The organism is Wujia sp. (assembly GCF_056872695.1).
The window spans coordinates 365,234-383,836 of sequence record NZ_DBMFCD010000001.1 but is presented as its reverse complement, the minus strand read 5'-3'; the positions used below and the strand labels follow the sequence as shown (position 1 = coordinate 383,836).

At 44.7% G+C, this 18,603-nt stretch carries 11 protein-coding genes; 1 reads left to right on the top strand and 10 read right to left on the bottom strand.

What is annotated here, in order from left to right; translation table 11 throughout:
* Positions 1 to 70: 70 nt before the first annotated feature.
* Positions 71 to 2,926: a DNA translocase FtsK gene (locus tag ACZQK9_RS01705; RefSeq protein ID WP_483269412.1), complete on the bottom strand. Its 2,856-nt coding sequence runs from the start codon at positions 2,924 to 2,926 to the stop codon at positions 71 to 73.
* A gap of 117 nt (positions 2,927 to 3,043) precedes the next feature.
* Positions 3,044 to 3,859: a ClpP family protease gene (locus tag ACZQK9_RS01700; protein ID WP_483269519.1), complete on the bottom strand. Its 816-nt coding sequence runs from the start codon at positions 3,857 to 3,859 to the stop codon at positions 3,044 to 3,046.
* A gap of 190 nt (positions 3,860 to 4,049) precedes the next feature.
* Here ACZQK9_RS01700 and ACZQK9_RS01695 point away from each other — a divergent pair, with 190 nt between their 5' ends.
* Positions 4,050 to 5,708 carry a putative manganese-dependent inorganic diphosphatase gene (locus tag ACZQK9_RS01695; RefSeq protein WP_216506766.1) on the top strand — a complete coding sequence of 553 codons (1,659 nt, stop codon included), beginning with the start codon at positions 4,050 to 4,052 and terminating at the stop codon, positions 5,706 to 5,708.
* 106 nt (positions 5,709 to 5,814) lie between these two features.
* Here ACZQK9_RS01695 and ACZQK9_RS01690 read toward each other — a convergent pair whose 3' ends face one another.
* The 8 genes from ACZQK9_RS01690 to ACZQK9_RS01655 form a co-directional block, all read right to left on the bottom strand.
* Entirely contained in the window at positions 5,815 to 7,212 is a 1,398-nt protein-coding gene (locus tag ACZQK9_RS01690) for an MATE family efflux transporter (RefSeq protein ID WP_483269411.1), read from the bottom strand.
* Positions 7,213 to 7,351: 139 nt separating this feature from the next.
* Complete coding sequence (locus ACZQK9_RS01685) at positions 7,352 to 9,754, bottom strand: glycoside hydrolase family 94 protein (protein ID WP_216506768.1); 2,403 nt, start codon at positions 9,752 to 9,754, stop codon at positions 7,352 to 7,354.
* A gap of 279 nt (positions 9,755 to 10,033) precedes the next feature.
* On the bottom strand, positions 10,034 to 12,121 hold the full coding sequence (locus ACZQK9_RS01680) for a polyribonucleotide nucleotidyltransferase (protein ID WP_216506769.1): 2,088 nt from the start codon (positions 12,119 to 12,121) through the stop codon (positions 10,034 to 10,036).
* A gap of 612 nt (positions 12,122 to 12,733) precedes the next feature.
* Positions 12,734 to 13,204: a type II secretion system protein gene (locus ACZQK9_RS01675; RefSeq protein ID WP_483269410.1), complete on the bottom strand. Its 471-nt coding sequence runs from the start codon at positions 13,202 to 13,204 to the stop codon at positions 12,734 to 12,736.
* A 201-nt stretch (positions 13,205 to 13,405) separates the two neighbouring features.
* Positions 13,406 to 14,482 carry a type IV pilus twitching motility protein PilT gene (locus tag ACZQK9_RS01670; protein WP_483269518.1) on the bottom strand — a complete coding sequence of 359 codons (1,077 nt, stop codon included), beginning with the start codon at positions 14,480 to 14,482 and terminating at the stop codon, positions 13,406 to 13,408.
* Positions 14,483 to 14,578: 96 nt separating this feature from the next.
* On the bottom strand, positions 14,579 to 16,264 hold the full coding sequence (locus ACZQK9_RS01665; protein WP_483269409.1) for a GspE/PulE family protein: 1,686 nt from the start codon (positions 16,262 to 16,264) through the stop codon (positions 14,579 to 14,581).
* Positions 16,248 to 17,036, bottom strand: a complete 789-nt coding sequence (locus tag ACZQK9_RS01660; protein WP_483269408.1) for a hypothetical protein — start codon at positions 17,034 to 17,036, stop codon at positions 16,248 to 16,250. Before ACZQK9_RS01660 ends, ACZQK9_RS01665 begins: the two co-directional genes overlap by 17 nt.
* 12 nt (positions 17,037 to 17,048) lie before the next feature.
* Positions 17,049 to 18,569, bottom strand: a complete 1,521-nt coding sequence (locus tag ACZQK9_RS01655) for a hypothetical protein (RefSeq protein ID WP_483269407.1) — start codon at positions 18,567 to 18,569, stop codon at positions 17,049 to 17,051.
* Positions 18,570 to 18,603: the final 34 nt, after the last annotated feature.

Genomic DNA, 18,603 nt, shown 5'->3' with positions numbered 1-18,603 from the left:
TTGTCCTCCTGTCTCTTCCCTCTGTTGTTGATATTTCAACAGATTGATCCGAATCATCTTTTCGGATTCCTTATAAATATTCTTCTACATAATTCTCGAATTCTTCCATGCTCATCAGCACCTTCCTTGGTTTTGTCCCCTCTTCCGGTCCTACCACCCCAGCTTCGGAAAGCTGATCCATAATACGTGCTGCACGGTTAAATCCGATTTTATATACTCTTTGCAGCATACCGATGGAAGCTTTATCTTTTCCAATAATAAACTTTCCGGCATCTACAAAGTAGTCATCATATTCCGGTTCTGCAGACGATGTGCCACCGCCAGAGCCACCGACCTTCGTGTTTGCAATCTCATTCGAGATTGACTCATCGTAGGTCACTTCTCCGCTTTCCTCCTTCAGGAAGTCCACGACATCTGCTATCTCATCATCCGACAGGAACGCGCCCTGTACTCGTACCGGCTTTGGATAACCGGTCGGATAGAATAACATATCACCTTTACCAAGCAATTTTTCTGCTCCATTCATATCGAGAATCGTTCTCGAATCCACACCCGAGGATACGGTCATCGCGATTCTGGATGGTACATTTGCCTTGATCAGACCAGTAATGACATCCACCGATGGGCGCTGTGTCGCGATTACCAGATGGATCCCCGCCGCACGTGCAAGCTGGGACAGACGCACGATGGCATCCTCCACTTCACCATGTGCTACCATCATCAGATCCGCAAGCTCGTCGACGATGATCACAATCTGTGGCAGCTTCTTCAAATCCTCGTTACCCTCTTCGGTACCTGTCACCGCCTTTACCTTTTCGTTATAGCCCTGCAGATTACGCACATTGTACTGTGCAAACAACTGGTAACGATTTGTCATCTCAAGCACCGCCCAGTTCAAAGCACCTGCCGCCTTCTTCGGATCTGTCACAACCGGAATCAGCATATGCGGGATTCCGTTGTAGATGCTCAGCTCGACCTGCTTTGGATCGACCATGATCAGCTTCACATCATCTGGCTTTGCCTTATATAAGATACTCATAATGAGTGTATTGATACAGACCGATTTACCGGAACCGGTCGCACCTGCGATCAGCAAATGCGGCATCTTCGCGATATCTGCCACAACGACCTGTCCACTGATATCCTTACCAACCGCAAATGCAATGTTGGAAGGGAACTTCTGGAAGTTGTCCGATTCGAGCAAATCCCGGAAGAACACCGGCTGGCTCTCCTTGTTTGGCACCTCAATACCAACTGCCGGTTTGCCCGGAATCGGTGCTTCGATACGAATATCAGCCGCCGCTAAATTCAGCTTGATATCATCCGCTAAGTTCGTAATCTTCGATACCTTCACGCCCTGCTCCGGCTGTAACTCATACCGGGTAACAGATGGGCCGCAGCTATAATCCGTCACTGTGACATTGACGCCGAAGTTTTCGAGTGTGCTCTTTAACTTCATCGCAGTCTCCCGGACGGAGGCTTCGTTTGACTTTGTGCCCTTTCCCCTGCCACTCTTCAATAGCTTAAGCGGAGGGAATTTATATTCCCTGATTGGTTTTTGTTCACTGTTTTCCTGAATCGTCTCAGCGATCTGGTCTCGTTCCGAAAGCATTTCCTGTTCGGATTCCTTCGTCTTCTTGCGTTTTCTCGTCGCTGCCTCTGTCACCGGCTCCCCATCTGCTTCTGGCAGCATTGCATCTGTGGCTGGCTCTGATATGACTGGCGCTGTTTTGGATGTTTCAACACCATCAAAAGGATGATATACCTCAGTTGCAGCGGCATCATAATCATCTGTCTTTGCCAAAAGTTCATCTGAAAGATTTTTCTCCCCTGCCTGATCTTCAGCCGTACTCTGCGTATATTCCGGACGCTCAAAGAAATCAACCGTTTCTTCCTTCGGTGTATCCGGCACCGGTGGGATATCCGCTTTCGCACTGCGAAGCTCTGTCACACTACCCTTCTTCTTTTTCAGCAGCGACAGATCCACATATCCCTCTGAGACATCCTTCGCATCCTGCAGGGTCAGATTCGGATTGAACAGATCTTCATGTGGAAGCGGCTTTAATTCGTGAACCTCTTCCCCCTCGACCTTCTTGTTTTTTACTTTTTTCTTTTTCTTCTTTACCGATACGACTGGCTTCTCCTGCTCTACCTTGATATTATCTAACTTCGTTCTGCGTTTTGCCTCAAGCGCAGCCTCCGGATCAATTTCATCCTCATCATCCTCATACAACGCATTGTAACGATTCTTAAACTGTGCAGACCGCTGCTTCGCAAAATCAATTAACGATACATTCAGCACTACAATAATTCCGATGATAATCAAAAGCGCAATCACAATAATGGCTCCAGGCTTTCCAATCAGATTATGCAGTACAACAAGCAGCCCGCCTAAGATAAATCCGCCGCCCTTCTTCTCCTGAGCGCCCTGATCATACAGAAGCTTCGCTGTCATATGGTCTGCCCCTGCCGTAAGCTGTGCAATAAATGCAGCCGCCACAATGAACAGTCCTACACAAAGCACACGGTTTACAACTGTCTTTTTCGCGCCATTTGACAGTAAAAAAGCAGATGTAAGGAATACATACAACGGAAGGATATATTCCGTAATGCCAAATAACCCGAACATAAATCTGGCAAAGAAATTACCAACAACTCCACACCAGCCAAAATTGCTGATGAAGAAAAACGTGCATACTGCCAGATAGATGAACAGATGAATTTCATTCTTCCGTGCCTGCTCCTGTGCAAGCTGTGCTTTCGTCTTTCTTCCCCCTGTACGGGAAGCGGACGCCGATCCAGACGTTTGCGAAGATCTTGCTTTCTGCGGTGACCTTGCCGTTGATGTCGAACGGCTGGCAGTCGTTTTACCCCTCGTATTCGATTGTGAACCTTTATTATATGTACTGTTGTTTCCCGTTGCCACGGTATGCACTCCTTCTCTTTTCCCTCATTCTCCAATCATGATAGACATTTTTCCCAATATAATCTCCCATATGGCAGTCCGTATCCATTTACAAACTGCCACACGGGCATATTTATGTCAGTTTAAATGCTCATACTGTACCATTTTACTATTTTTCTTTGCATTTATCAAGTCATATAAACAATTCATTGCAGTATGAATGCCGCCCATCCGGTCGATAATCCCAGCCTCAACCGCCTGCCTGCCAACTAACACCGAACCGATGTCCTTCGTCAGTTCCTTCGTATTGAACATGATTTCACGCAGCTCTTCTTCCTTGATAGAGCAATGATTCGACGTAAATTCAATGATCCGGTCCTGCATCCGCTCGATATACTCGTAATTCTGCGTCACGCCAAGCACGGTTCCATTCATCCGGATCGGATGTACGACCATGGTTGCTGAGGGAACAATAAATGTTACATCACCCGACACCGCCAGCGGCACACCGATGGAATGTCCGCCGCCAAGCACGAGACATACCTTCGGCTTACTCAAAGATGCGATCATCTCTGCAATGGCAAGTCCCGCCTCGACATCCCCGCCTACCGTATTCAAAAGCACCATCAGTCCGTCGATATCCTCGTCATCCTCCACTGCTGCAAGCTGTGGCAGGATATGCTCATATTTGCTTGTCTTCGAAGAAGCACCGAGGTTCTCATGTCCCTCGATTTCCCCAATAATATTCAACAGATGAATCCGGTGATGATACCGGTTTTTGGACAAGGTAATCTGTCCATAATCCGTAATCAAGCTCCCTTGTTTTTCATTCGGATCTATATCCTTTCCGGACCGTTTCTCCGTGATACCCTGCATCTGTGTATCAATCGGTGTTTCGTCTTTGTTTGTGCCCCTGTTTTTCGCGTGTATTGGCATTTTTTCGTTTTCCTGCATCATAATTTCCGCCTCCGTCTTCTGATATTATTGTCTGGAATGCAAATCATTTCACATATCCTGTTCGCATTTTTCATACATTTCTCACAGATATTATGTACATTTTGTTTGACTTTTATAATTACGGAAACTATAATAGCAACGCAAAACAGATTTTATTGACTTTACAAGAATTACGGAGGTTTGATGAATGGAAACACAAAGCAAAGATAAAGTATATGTCATCGGACACAAAAATCCGGATACTGACTCCATCTGTTCTTCCATTTGCTATGCTTATCTGAAACGGCAGATTACCGGAGACGATTATGTACCGATGCGTGCCGGCGAGATAAACTCTGAGACAAAATACGTATTGAATGCATTTTCCGCCGCTGTACCGGAATATATGGAGAATGTTTCCACACAGGTAAAGGATGTGGAATATCGTCATATCGACGGCGTCGATGGGGAGATTTCCATCAAAAATGCATGGGAAATCTTAAGTGAATCCGGTGCAACCACCCTTCCCTCGGTGGATGAAAACGGCAACCTGACCGGATTGATCACCGTGCGTGACATCGCCATGACTTACATGGAAGTCTACGACAACCGTGTCATCGCATCTGCACACACCCCATATAAAAATATTATCAACACGCTCTCTGCCGATCTGATTGTCGGAGATGAGAAGGATTATGTACATACCGGAAAGGTTCTGATATCGGCTGCCAATCCGGACATGATGGAAAATTATATCGAACAGGGAGATATCGTTATCCTTGGTAACCGTTACGAATCACAGCTTTGCGCGATTGAAATGGATGCACAGTGCATCATCATCTGCGATGGCGCAGTCGTATCGAAGACGATCACGAAGCTTGCCGAGGATCACAGATGTTCGATCATCCGCACCCCATATGATACGTACACAGCAGCACGTCTGATCAACCAGAGTATCCCAATCCGTTACTTCATGAAGAAGGATAACCTGATCACGTTCTCGACCGAGGATTATATCCGGGATATCCGTACCGTGATGGCGGGCAAACGCCACCAGTACTATCCTGTCCTAAATGAATACGGAAAATACGTGGGACTAATTTCCCAGCGAAATTATTTGAATGCGAACCCGAAGAAGGTTATCTTAGTTGACCACAATGAACACGCGCAGGCAGTTGACGGTATCGAAGAGGTCCAGCTTCTTGAAATCATCGATCACCACAGACTTGGTGGACTGCAGACAATGAATCCGGTTTATTTCCGCAATCAGCCACTTGGCTGTACCGCAACGATCATCTACCAGATGTTTGAAGAAAACCATATCGAGATTCCGAAGCAGATTGCCGGATTGTTATGTTCTGCGATCATCTCCGATACTTTGATGTTCCGTTCTCCGACCTGCACGCAGATGGATGAGCACACATGCCGGACGCTTGCAAAAATCGCGAACATTGACATTGAAGCGTATGCCATTGCCATGTTTAACGCCGGAAGCAAGCTGATGAACGAGACAGACGAGGAAATCTTCTATCAGGATTACAAGGTATTCTCTTCGGAAAACCTAAAGTTCGGCATCGGACAGATTACTGCATTCAACTCTACAATGTTAGATGCAGTCAAACCACGAATCCTGAAATATATGGAAAGTATCTATAACCAAAATGAAGCTGATATGCTCTTCTTCATGCTGACAAACATCTTCAAAGAAAGCACCGAACTTTTATACTATGGAAAAAACTCCGAAGAGCTGCTTGAAAAAGCGTTCAAGCTTGATGAAGTATCCGGCGGCAGCATCAACCTGCCGGGCGTTGTCTCCAGAAAAAAGCAGATCTTACCGATGATCGTAAGTGCTTCGAATAACATGTAGGATATGAAATCCGCAAATGGCTATAACACAAAAAGAGACGTTCCCAAACAACGCAGATAGGGAATGCCTCTTTTTTTATATATATTTTATTATACATGGACTGTAATTATACCATCTGCACCAGCCAGACATTGCTCTTCACCATAAAATAACCAATCGTCGCTTTGATTAATTCCGTCGCCTGCACGAAAAAATACACACTCACAATTCCAAGTCCCGTAAAATGTGCAAGCACATACGCACACGGAACAACAATGACCCATGTGAACACGGAATCAAACAGGAATGTAACCAATGTCTTACCGCCCGACCGTAAGGTAAAGTAGAAGGTATGGCTCATGGAACAAATCGGCATCAAAAGCGCAGATATACTCATGAACGCTGTAGCAAGCTTCTTGATTTCATCGGTTGTATTATAGATATGCGGGAAAAACCTGCCAACTACAAACATTACCGCTGCTACAAGTATACAGCAAAATACACTGAACACGATCATCTTATTATCCGCATCCTTCGCCTGTTCCAGCTCACCGGCTCCCAGATACTGTCCTACAATGATACTGATACATGCACCAAGCTGAATATACACAATATTAAACAAATTCGTAATCGTCGTTGCGATGTTTAGTCCGGCAACCACCTCGAGTCCACGCACCGAATAGCACTGCGTCACTGCTGTCATCCCCGCCGCCCAGAGAAGTTCATTCAACATAAGTGGAAATCCCTTGATCAAAATTGCTTTGAATTCGTTCATTGGCATGCCAATTCCCCGGTATGCACCAGCCAGATACTTGTTCTTTTCTTTATGGGTATGTGCCCAGATTACAATAATCGCAGCTTCTATATAACGCGCCAGTATCGTTGCAAGTGCTGCACCCATAACGCCAAGCTTCGGAAATGGTCCAATTCCAAATATCAAAAGATAATCCAGCACTGCATTGCTTCCAACTGCCACGAAGCTTGCAGCCATCGGTACAAATGTCTGTCCGGTTTCCTTGATATTTGTCGCATACGACTGTGTAACCGCAAAAGGAACCAGACCGATCAGCATGATGGACAGATACTGTTTTCCATATCGTAACGCAACATCTGTCGCACCGGTTCCAGCTGTATCCGTAAGATATAAGGATATCAGATTCTCACCATTCGTGACAAATAACATAATTGCAAGTATTGTCACAAACATCGTTGCATACAGCTTGAATCGGAATGAATACATATGTCCTTTATGGTTTCCTTTTCCAAAATACTGTGCGCCAAAAATACTTGCCGCCGATGCCGCACCAAAAATTGCCAGATTATATACAAAAATCAACTGATTCACAATCGCTACACCGGACATTTGCTCGGTTCCAAGCTGCCCAACCATAATATTATCCAAAAAGCTGACCAGATTCGTAATCGCATTCTGTAAAATCATCGGCAAAGCAAGCATCAGATATCGCTTATAAAAGGCACGATTGCCAATAAACTTTTTGATTTGAAAAGACCGTTTCGTATTCATGTGTCATTCACCTCACTTTTTACACACGCCCTGCATGTTTCATAAATTCTGTTATGCCTATAGAAAAATATGGTGGGTACAGAATCTACCCACCATATCACATAGTTTCTTCTATATTTGCGTATGTTTGTCTAAGCACTTACATTGTAAGGATAATCTCATTGACATCTGCAAGTTCACTTGCCGCAATGTAGTTATCCGTCATTTCCTTGCCATTTACAACAAGACTTGTATAACCGCTCTCTGCGCCATTTGGATTCTTCACAACGATATGAAGCTTCTTTCCACGGAAGTCCTTGTTGATCTCGAATTCCTTCCAGTCAGATGGAACCGATGGTGCGATACGAAGTCCATCAAAGTCCGGACGCATACCAAGGATACCCTCGACACATCCAACCATAACCGTTGAAGCGGTACCTGTCAGCCAGTGTACATGCGCTCTGCCCTCGAATGGGCTTTCCGAACTCTCTGTGAACTGTCCGTGGCAATATGGCTCCAGCTTTCTGATCTCTGCCTTGTCATTCATGGATGCAGGTGAGCTCTCTGTGAAATATTCAAATGCACGGTTTCCGTGTCCCATCAGGGATTCTGCCAGGATAATCCAACCCTGTGGCTGTGAGAAGATACCACCATTTTCCTTAGTCGATGGATTGAACAGAAGCATCAATGCTCCCTCAAACGCATGATCGACATAGGATGGTGCCATCAGACGTACGCCATATGGTGTATTCAATTCTCTGTGTACAGACTCGAGTGCTTTCTCCGCCTGATCCTTTGTGGCAAGACCACTGATGACTGCCCATGACTGTGGATTCAGCCACATATTTGCCTCCGGATCATGCTTGGAACCGATGATCATGCCGTCTTCCTTGTATCCACGGATGTAACGGTCATCTTCCCAGCACTTTGTCTGGATAATATCGCCAAGTTCCTTCTGGATCTTGTCCAGATATGCGATATAATCTGTATCTTTTTTCTGTTCTGCAAAGATGCGGAGTACACTCATCGCATAGTAAAGCTGCATTGCTACAAATGTGGACTCACCCTGCTTGCCAAGACGTAAGCAGTCGTTCCAGTCTGCATGCAGACCTGCCGGCATACGATTATTTCCAAGGTGATTCATAGAGAAATCAATTGCACGCTTCAAATGCTCATATACCGTACCCTCTCCGCCATTTGCGAACAGGATTACTTCATCAATAAAGTCTGTATTTCCAGACTCTGCAATATACTTATAAACCGTTGGAAACAGCCACAATGCATCATCTGCACGATATGCCGGATGTCCGGTTGCGCGTACATAAGACTCATCATCCGGTGTATCCTCATGCCCTGCATTGTGATCAAACTTTACAAGTGGAAGTCCGCCGCCATTGTCTACCTGTGCAGACAACATAAAACGGATCTTATCTAACGCCATCTCCGGTGCTAAGTGGATCACACCCTGGATATCCTGTACGGTATCACGGTATCCGTATCCATTTCGAAGACCACAGTAAGAGAACGATGCGGCTCTTGACCAGATAAATGTCATGAAACACTGATATGCATTCCATGTATTGATCATCGCATTGAATGACTCACTTGGTGTCTTTACCTGGAAATGAGACAGCTTACTATGCCAGTATTCCTTCAACTCTGCAAGCTCTGCTTCACTCTGTGCATGCACATCTGCATAGCTGTTCATCACTGCTTCTGTCTCTGCATCATTCTTCATGCCGAGCACAAAAGCAATCTCCTTACTCTCGCCCGGTGCGAGTGTGATCTTAGTCTCCAAAGCGCCACAGGCGTTACTGTTATAATTGAGACTATTTCCGCAATCGCCGTTTTCTACACCGACTGGATTGCCATAGCCATGATATCTGCCAAGAAACGCTTCCTTATCTCCGGCATAGCTTGCAACCTCTGCGCCAGCTAAGCCAAAGAATCTTGTAAATGCAACACTTCCGTTGATGGCTGCACCCTTATTCACGTTCTCATTGATTACCTGCTTAATGCGGTTTCCCATAAAATACGTTCTTGTGATAAAGAGTGTATACTGCAGATTGACCTGATCCTGCTCATAGTTGTTGTCATTCGTAAATTCACAGTAACCAAAGACGGACAGGTTACGTGGCTTGTCCGAATCATTCGTAACCTTCAGCTTCCATACCTCATGTGTCTTATCAAGTGGTACATAGTAAAGCACAGAGCTCTTGATACCCGCATATTCTGCATTCATATACGTATAGCCTGTGCCATGGTGACACTCACTCTTGTAACTGTCCAAATCTTTTCCTACCGGCTGCCAGGAAGCTGACCAATAATCCTTGCTGTCATTGTCACGCAGATAGATATATCTGCCCGGCTGGTCAAAGCTATTGAAGATATATCGAAGAATTCTTCCGTTTGCACCAGACTTTACAAAGCTGTATCCACCGGCATTGTTGGAAATGATTGCGCCGTATTCCGGAGAACCAAGGTAGTTCGCCCAAGGTGCCGGTGTATCCGGTCTGTCAATCACATATTCCTTATTTGCCTCATCAAAGTATCCGTATCTCATGAGGTACCCTCCCTAAATATTTTTCAGTCAAAATTGTTTTATGCTATGCCTATCATACTTACATATATTCCGGTTTATATGCTATATTACATCGCTTACATGGTTGTTTCACGCTGTTTCTATATCCTCACATAGATTCCGGCGTATATAAGTTATGCATAATATACCATCCATGAAACTTGCTTATGTCAGAGATGGCAATTATGCACAACGTAATTTCTATGTTACTTCACTTTCACGTGAAGACATACACACATTTCGTGCGTTTATTATATTGATTTACTGCTCAGCGTCCTTCAGGCTCAGGCTGATCTTCCCCATGCGGTCAACTTCAAGAACCTTAACCTTAACTACATCGCCGATATTTACGACATCCTCTACCTTCTCTACACGGTGATCTGCCAGCTTCGAGATGTGGATCAGTCCATCCTTGTTTGGTGACAGCTCTACGAATGCACCGAAGTTCATGATACGAACAACCTTACCTTCGTAAGTCTTACCAACCTCGATTGGATCTACGATAGAACGGATGATCTTCAACGCCTTGTCCATGCCTGCCTGCTCAACGCCGCAGATAAATACATTTCCATCATCATCGATATCGATCTTAACGCCTGTCTCCTCGATAATTGCGTTGATTGTCTTTCCTCTCTGTCCGATGATCTCACCGATCTTCTCTGGATCAACCTTTGTCTGGATGATCTTCGGAGCAAGCTCGCCAACGTGATCTCTTGGAGCAGCGATAGCCGGCTTCATACATGTATCCATGATGAAGAGTCTTGCCTCACGACATCTTGCGATTGCGCCCTCTACGATTGGACGTGTCAGACCATGAATCTTGATATCCATCTGGATTGCTGTGATACCTTCGGTTGTACCTGTTACCTTGAAGTCCATATCGCCGAAGAAATCTTCGAGTCCCTGAATATCTGTAAGCAATACATAATCATCATCTGTCTCACCGGTTACAAGACCACAGGAAATACCTGCTACCATCTTCTTGATTGGAACACCGGCAGCCATGAGTGACATACAAGATGCACATGTGGAAGCCATGGATGTTGAACCGTTTGACTCAAATGTCTCAGATACGGAACGAATTGCATATGGGAATTCGTCCTCACTTGGAAGTACAGGAATGAGCGCACGCTCAGCAAGTGCACCATGTCCGATCTCACGACGTCCTGGTCCTCTGGATGGCTTTGTCTCACCAACAGAGTATGATGGGAAGTTGTAGTGATGCATATATCTCTTCGTTGTAACATTTGTGTCAAGGCCATCTAACTTCTGAGCCTCAGAAAGCGGAGCCAGTGTTACTACGTTACAGATCTGTGTCTGTCCTCTTGTGAACATAGCAGAACCATGGACTCTAGGAATGATATCAACCTCAGCTGAAAGTGGACGGATCTGTGTGATCTGTCTGCCATCCGGACGCTTGTGATCCTTCAGAATCATCTTACGAACTGTCTTCTTCTGGTACTGGTAAACAGCCTCATCAAGAACTGCCAGCCAGTCTTCCTTATCTGCAAATGCCTCTTCAAGCTTCTCCTTGATCTGACGGATGTTCTCCTCACGTACCTGCTTCTCGTCTGTGAAGACTGCCTCTTCCATTGCTGCAGGTGGAACAAGCTCCTTGATTGCCTCAAACAGTTCTTCCGGAACTGCACAGCTTGTATAAGAATGCTTTGGCTTACCACACTCAGCTACGATCTTATCGATAAATGCGATTACCTTCTGGTTTAACTCATGGGCTGCATAAATTGCTTCGATCATCTTTGCCTCCGGCACTTCATTTGCACCAGCCTCGATCATGATAACCTTATCTCTTGTAGATGCAACCGTAAGCTTCAGATCTGACTCCAGATTCTGTGTAGAATTTGGATTAAAAATCAGCTCGCCGTTGATCATACCAACCTGTGTTGTTGCACATGGACCATCAAACGGGATATCAGAAATTGCTGTTGCAATGGCGGAACCAAGCATAGCAGTCAGCTCTGGAGAACACTCTGGATCTACAGACATAACCATGTTGTTCAGTGTAACATCATTTCTATAATCCTTTGGGAACAATGGTCTCATCGGACGGTCGATAACACGGGATGTAAGGATTGCGTTCTCGCTTGCCTTACCCTCACGCTTGTTGAATCCTCCAGGGATCTTTCCGACAGAGTACATCTTCTCCTCATACTCAACTGAAAGTGGGAAGAAATCGATACCATCTCTTGGTTTTTCTGATGCAGTTGCTGTAGAAAGTACAACTGTATCTCCGTAGTGCATCAAAGCTGCACCGTTTGCCTGCTTTGCAACTCTGCCTACATCGACACGCAAGGTTCTTCCGGCAAGTTCCATCTCAAACTTCTTGTACATAATAAATTCTCCTTGAAATATTTTTTCCTGCAATCAGACTCCGAAACGACTGAAAACGCCACTTTCTGTATCTGGCAAACATGTACAGATAATCCATATTCATGATTCCGGTTATTCTCGTATTGCCATATGTGTTTTGCATTTTATTTTATAGCAGAAAATGATTTTTTCAGTTGTCTCGGTTTTGTCTTCATGCAATCTTTAAGATTATACCATCTATTTCCTTTTGCTTCAAGATGGGAATGGATGAAATGTAGGATTTTTTGCTTGTGTTTTTTGTGATTCTTTGCTTGCTTTTCTGCTTCCACGCCCACGCTATGGGTTTTCCCGCTTACTTTTCTGTTCACACGCCCAGTTTTCGTTCTGAAACTGCATGATAAGCTTTTGGATTGTTTTTTCCACTTTCTTTACCTCTCCAGCAACCAGAATATGAAAAATTCATATTTCTTCATATTGTTTTCGTAAAACAAACTCCAAAAACATCCATATTTTTTCTGAATACGCTCCATATCTTCCATCTATTTACTTTTACTTTAAAATGAAAATGGATGGATTTTCACATAATACAAAAAACGCCCCGGATATTTCCGGAGCGTTTTATAAAACTGCTTATTACTTTGTGTATGATTTAGCTACATCTGTACCCGCTGCTGCATACTCATCCGCTGTTGCATCCCAGCTTGCAGAAGAACCATCTGATGCATAGTAAATTGTCTTACCATTTTCTGTATACTTCACACCATATACTGTATATGCTGCATGGTTTGTATTTACTGCTCCGTCAGCAATTGTTCCACCAACTCTGATTTCAAAATTCGTACAAGTACCTTCTACATCAGCAACTTTAAGAATTTCTGCTGCATCAATAGATGTTGGAGCCTTTCCCTTTGCATATGCACTGGAAAGTTCTGTCTGAGCTGCTGTCATAACGCTCTTGCCATTCAATACAATCTGCTGTCCCTTTGCCTTGTCAATATAACCAAGCAATGCTGGTACGAGGATTGCTGCCAAAATTGCGAGAATTACGATAACAACAATCAGCTCTACCAAAGTAAAACCTTTGTTTTCTTTCATCTTTTTCATAATCATTTCCTCCTTAGTCCTTTTGTTTTTTGATATGAAAAATCTTTATAAAGCATAGCAAAATTTGCTATTGCTATCAACTTTTTTCTCCCTTTTTCAAGGGATTTTTTCATGGTATTTTTTACCATCCAAATTATATTGTATTAGTGCTTCTTCTCTACACCTACAATATTCAGCATATAGTAGGTTTCTCAACCCTTACTACAGATACTGGTCGAGTTCTGCGACATCATTTGAATATTTGTAAGCCATCTGGCGATTGATCATACCGCTTTGAACCAGACGAGACAAATCACCATTTAATGTATGCATGCCAACGGATGAACCGGACTGCATCAGAGAACCGAGCTGGTGGCATTTGTTCTCGCGGATCTGGTTACATACCGCATCCGTACCAACTAAGATTTCTGTTGCTACAACTCGTCCATTCCCACGTGCATTTGGAATCAGACACTGGGTTATAACTCCATTTAAAACACTTGCAAGCTGTGTCCGTACCTGATTCTGCATACCTGCCGGACAGGCATCAATGATACGGTCAATCGTCTGCGCCGCGCCTGTCGTATGCAGGGTGGACATAACCAGATGTCCAGTCTCTGCAGCGGTCAGTGCTGCTGAGATTGTCTCGTAATCACGCATCTCTCCTACCAGAATAATATCCGGATCTTCACGGAGTGCACTTCGAAGTGCAGATGCGAAGTTTGTGACATCTCTGCCAACCTCTCTCTGGTGGATGAGTGCCATCTTTCTGTCGTATACATACTCAACCGGATCTTCAATCGTAATGATATGTTCCGGGCGATTTGCATTGATATAATCAATCATGGAAGCAAGTGTGGTTGATTTACCGGAACCGGTTGGTCCTGTCACAAGAATCATACCACGCGGCTTATCTGCCAGTTCCCGAAGCACGCTTGGAAGTCCAAGCATCTCCATCGACGGAATCGAAGAATTCAGGAGACGGATTGTCGCCGCCATCTTGCCATCCTGCTTAAATACATTCACACGTTGCCGATTGCCATCCGGGGTACGAATCGCAAAATCCGCATCTATGCCCCGCTCGAGATTCTCCCGCTGTTCATCGGTCAGAAGCTCTGCAAGCATCGCAATGATTTCTCCGTCGCTTGGATTGGTCGGTGCATTCTGCAAGCGACCGTTGATTCGATACATAAGCGGCATGCCAACTGTGATATGAATATCCGAGCATCCCATCGAACGCGCTTCCATAATCATCTGATCTATCATCATATATATCGACCTCCTCTCGTATTTTTTTATCTTTTTATTATGATTTTTTTATCATAATTCTTACTTATTTTTTCTTCTACTTGCTGTCAGCTTCCAGGATGGGTTTCCTCGCTTGCTTTTCTCATCCTACTCATAATAAGATACGCGAAGCAGTTCATCCACGGTCGTCGTACCATTTTCCACAAGCTCGAGTGCGCTCTTCTTTAAGGTACTCATCCCCTGTTCCTGTACGGCATAATCCTTGATATCCTCAACAGAAGCCCCATTCGTAATCATCTCGCGCACTCTCTTGTCGATCATCAGAATCTCATGAATCGAAATACGTCCTTTATAACCTGTGTTGTTACACTGTCTGCAGCCCTTGGCATGTTTGATCTGCGGAAAATGAACACCTGCGATCGCTTCCTCCTGCTCGGTCATCGGTCCCCATTCACCACAGAACGGACACACCTTACGCACAAGTCGCTGTGCAACAATTCCAACAAGAGAGCTGGCAATCATATACGGTTCCACTCCCATATCTGCCAGTCGGACAACCGAAGAAGCCGCATCATTCGTATGTAACGTAGAAAGTACCAAATGTCCGGTGATTGCGGCACGGACAGAGATTGATGCCGTCTCTGCATCACGTGTCTCACCAACCATGATAATATCCGGGTCCTGTCGAAGCAGGGCACAAAGTCCGACCTCAAAGGTCAGTCCTGCAGTGTTATTTACCTGCATCTGATTGAGCTTCGCCACATTCTTCTCAACCGGATCTTCTATCGTCGAGATATTTACACTACGTTTTGCAAGCTCCTCCAGAATCATATACAACGTCGTTGATTTACCGGAACCAGTTGGTCCGGTCAGGTAAATGATTCCGTTTGGTGACTGCAGCATCCGCATTACAAGCTTGTAATTACGTTCCGTCATACCGAAGGTTCCCATATGATCGATCGAACCTGCCGACGCAAGAAGTCGCAAAACTGCTTTTTCACCGAATACAGTTGGAATCACAGATACACGGACATTCAGGTTCACACCTTCAATATTGATACGAAAATGTCCATCCTGCGGGATTCTTCGCTCTGCAATATCCAGATCACCAAGAATCTTGATACGCGCCAGCAGGGAATTGTGAATATTCTTCTGCAATGTCATGAAGTCACAGATAACACCATCCATACGCATACGCACACTTGTATGGTTCTCAAATGGTTCGATATGGATATCGGATGCATTGGAGTTATAGGCACGGACAAGCAGGCTGTTAAACAGGTTGATGATTGGCGTATCATCATCGCCATCCTCCACACTGATCTCCATAACCTCACTCGTCTGCGTTGTATTTGCAGACGCTTTCTGCGCTGCCTGTCTTGCAGATACCTCTGAATAATAATACTGTATCGAATTTTCCAGAGGTGCCTTCTCACACAGGGAAATATGTACTTCCCGTCCAACAATCTGACGAATATCCTCAATACCATAGAAATTCAGCGGATCGTCTACAAGGAGATAATACATGGTATCCTCTACCTTGTATCCCATCATATTGTATTTCTCGGCAAGAACACGCGGAATCATCTCCACCGCCTTCACATCCACCGACAGATCCGAGATATTGACAACGTCATAATTCAGTCGCTTACCAAGCGCTTCCAGCATCTGTTTCTCGGTGATAAATCCAAGTGCAATCAGCGCCGCACCAAGACGGACACCTTTGTTTTCCTTCTGATAGGCAACTGCCTGATTAATCTGATCTTCGTTGATGTAGCCAAGTTCCTGCAATACATCACCGATTCGGATATTTTTATTACTGCGCATTTCCATCGTCTGGCACCTCCTCGTACATATAGACCTCCAGAGTCAATGTCAAAACGCGCTCGGTCTTGAGATCATACTCCCCTTCTTCCGTCAGATTCGTGATACTGCGTTCCTCAGACCAGGAATAATTGCATACACGGATTTTCTTATCACTGTTCGAAAGATCCTCGATCAACCGGAGCAGATCACTTTCTTTTCCGCCAAGGCGCAGAGTTATCGTTGCATTGTAAATTCCTGTTGTCACTTTCTCATCCGGCATTGGAATCAAATCTGACATATTGTCCGTCGACATACCGCCACTCTCCTCGGCTGCCTCAATTTCCGCACGTTCCGCCTTGGCACCCTGTGGTACCTCTGTTGTCTCTGTTTCCTCCTGTGCTGCAAGCTCTGCTGCACGTTTTGAATATACATATGGATTCAAAGCAGTTTCTTCCTTTGGCATCTGGATAGCCAGATCATAGGCTGACAGGTTATATCCTAACACAAGCTCGGTGAAATACTTATCAATTTCTGCACTTTCCATCATTGGGAAGAATGATTCACGTACTCCCTGTATCTCGTTCGAAAACCGCTCGTTATCTGCCTCCATCATCGGCACCTGCGTGAGCTTCAGCTCATTTTTTTCCTGTGTTTCCTTCTGCGTTTCAATCTCCTTATTCGTTTTCACGATACCCTTTACAACCGGGAAGATGCCCCAATATCCAATGCAGACAACGATTACAAAAATCGAAAGCATGATCAGGAGGTTTTTATCTTTTTGTGTCATTTCTAACTTCATATTTTTCCCTCCTTATTCTGCATTGCCGGCATCCGGTAAATTTATTTCATCCGTTGTCACAGGTTGTGCATCGGTATCTGTATGTCTGCCCGCGGACTCTGCGAGAGTACACGTCACATGAATATCCCACAGTTCATCGGCTTCCACATACGAATACCCGGTGTAATCTACATTGCTGAATATATCCACACCACACAGATTGCGGATGAATTTATTGATATTGTCCACCGTATCCGCCCGCGCTGTGATGGTCATCACACCGAGATCTGCATCAAACGAATCAAAGGTAACAGTTGCAAGTCCTCTCGCGCAATCATCGACCACGTTCATGACTTCGCTGTTACAAACCGGATATGTATATAAATTCTGATTTACACCCTCAATTGCATTGTATTGGTTATTCAGATAAGATGTCTGCGCTAAAAGCACATCATACCGTGCAACTTCCATAATCGTAGTTGGAGACTCATTATATTCTTCGAGCTTCTCCAATTCCTGTTTTTTAAGTGTACGTACCGTAATACACACTGCAAGTCCGGCAAGCATCACAGCAAGGCTGATCAAAATCGCCAGGAACCCTTTGCCAACACCGCCTTGTCCCTGCTCTTTTTTCTTTCCTGCATGATACCCTTCCAGGAAATTCTGCTTACCGGCATTTCCAGTTACAAGACCACTGATTGGATGGAAATGCGCCTGCATATCAAGTCCGTTTGTCGTAACATGCGTATCGGAAAACACTTCCACACGTGCATAAATGTCAAGCTGTGAAATTGCATCCTGATACAATGACAGATCCTGCGGATTCACGCCTGCAAGTAAAACTGCCTCAATCGGATAATCCAACTGGTTTGCCTGCATGAACTGACGGATCTGGCTGACCGAGCGTGCGATATCCTGCGCATAGTCCTCGGTTCCTTGATCATGGAAGCAACGGGTACTATTAAAATAATAAAACTCTCCATTTACCCAGAGAATCGTCGTAATCGTCATACGGTCTGCAATCTGCAAAACAAATGTCTTGTACTGCTGCGCTGCTGTCAATGCTGTCAAGCGGATCAGGCTGCTCTCTCCGGAATAAACCGCCTTTATTTTCACGCCAATCTCTGTAAAAATGTCCACATAATCTTTAATGAAATCAGTCGTGATAATTTCGGCATAGATTTTCTTCGTCGTTTTGTTCTGTCCGATTGGAAAATATCCGCAAATATAATCCTCTTCCTGTTTAATGTCCGTAAACTCGCGGTTGATAAATTCTTCCGTCTTCTTTGGATTAAGCAGAGGCATCTCAATATTCTTACCGATAAACTTCGTCGAATTAATGACCAAGATCACATCCTTCGTCGGCAGATTATGCGTCGTCCAAAAATTCTGCATGAAGCTCACAAATGCATCCGCATCCATAATCATACCATTGATGATGCAGCCGTCCGGCGCATCTTCTGTATAACAATCCGCGACAGAAATCTTTCGATTTCCGGGAGTACCGGTAATCACTTGTATCTGTTGGTTTGCCAGATAAATGACTGTACTCATATATATGTTCTCCTTCCATAGTAGATTAGATCCT

Excerpts from the sequence above, each read along its gene's own strand:
- ACZQK9_RS01700 (WP_483269519.1), bottom strand. The coding sequence starts at position 3,859 with ATGCAGGAAAACGAAAAAATGCCAATACACGCGAAAAACAGGGGCACA.
- ACZQK9_RS01695 (WP_216506766.1), top strand. The coding sequence starts at position 4,050 with ATGGAAACACAAAGCAAAGATAAAGTATATGTCATCGGACACAAAAAT.
- ACZQK9_RS01690 (WP_483269411.1), bottom strand. The coding sequence starts at position 7,212 with ATGAATACGAAACGGTCTTTTCAAATCAAAAAGTTTATTGGCAATCGT.
- ACZQK9_RS01685 (WP_216506768.1), bottom strand. The coding sequence starts at position 9,754 with ATGAGATACGGATACTTTGATGAGGCAAATAAGGAATATGTGATTGAC.
- ACZQK9_RS01680 (WP_216506769.1), bottom strand. The coding sequence starts at position 12,121 with ATGTACAAGAAGTTTGAGATGGAACTTGCCGGAAGAACCTTGCGTGTC.
- ACZQK9_RS01675 (WP_483269410.1), bottom strand. The coding sequence starts at position 13,204 with ATGAAAAAGATGAAAGAAAACAAAGGTTTTACTTTGGTAGAGCTGATT.
- ACZQK9_RS01665 (WP_483269409.1), bottom strand. The coding sequence starts at position 16,264 with ATGGAAATGCGCAGTAATAAAAATATCCGAATCGGTGATGTATTGCAG.
- ACZQK9_RS01660 (WP_483269408.1), bottom strand. The coding sequence starts at position 17,036 with ATGAAGTTAGAAATGACACAAAAAGATAAAAACCTCCTGATCATGCTT.
- ACZQK9_RS01655 (WP_483269407.1), bottom strand. The coding sequence starts at position 18,569 with ATGAGTACAGTCATTTATCTGGCAAACCAACAGATACAAGTGATTACC.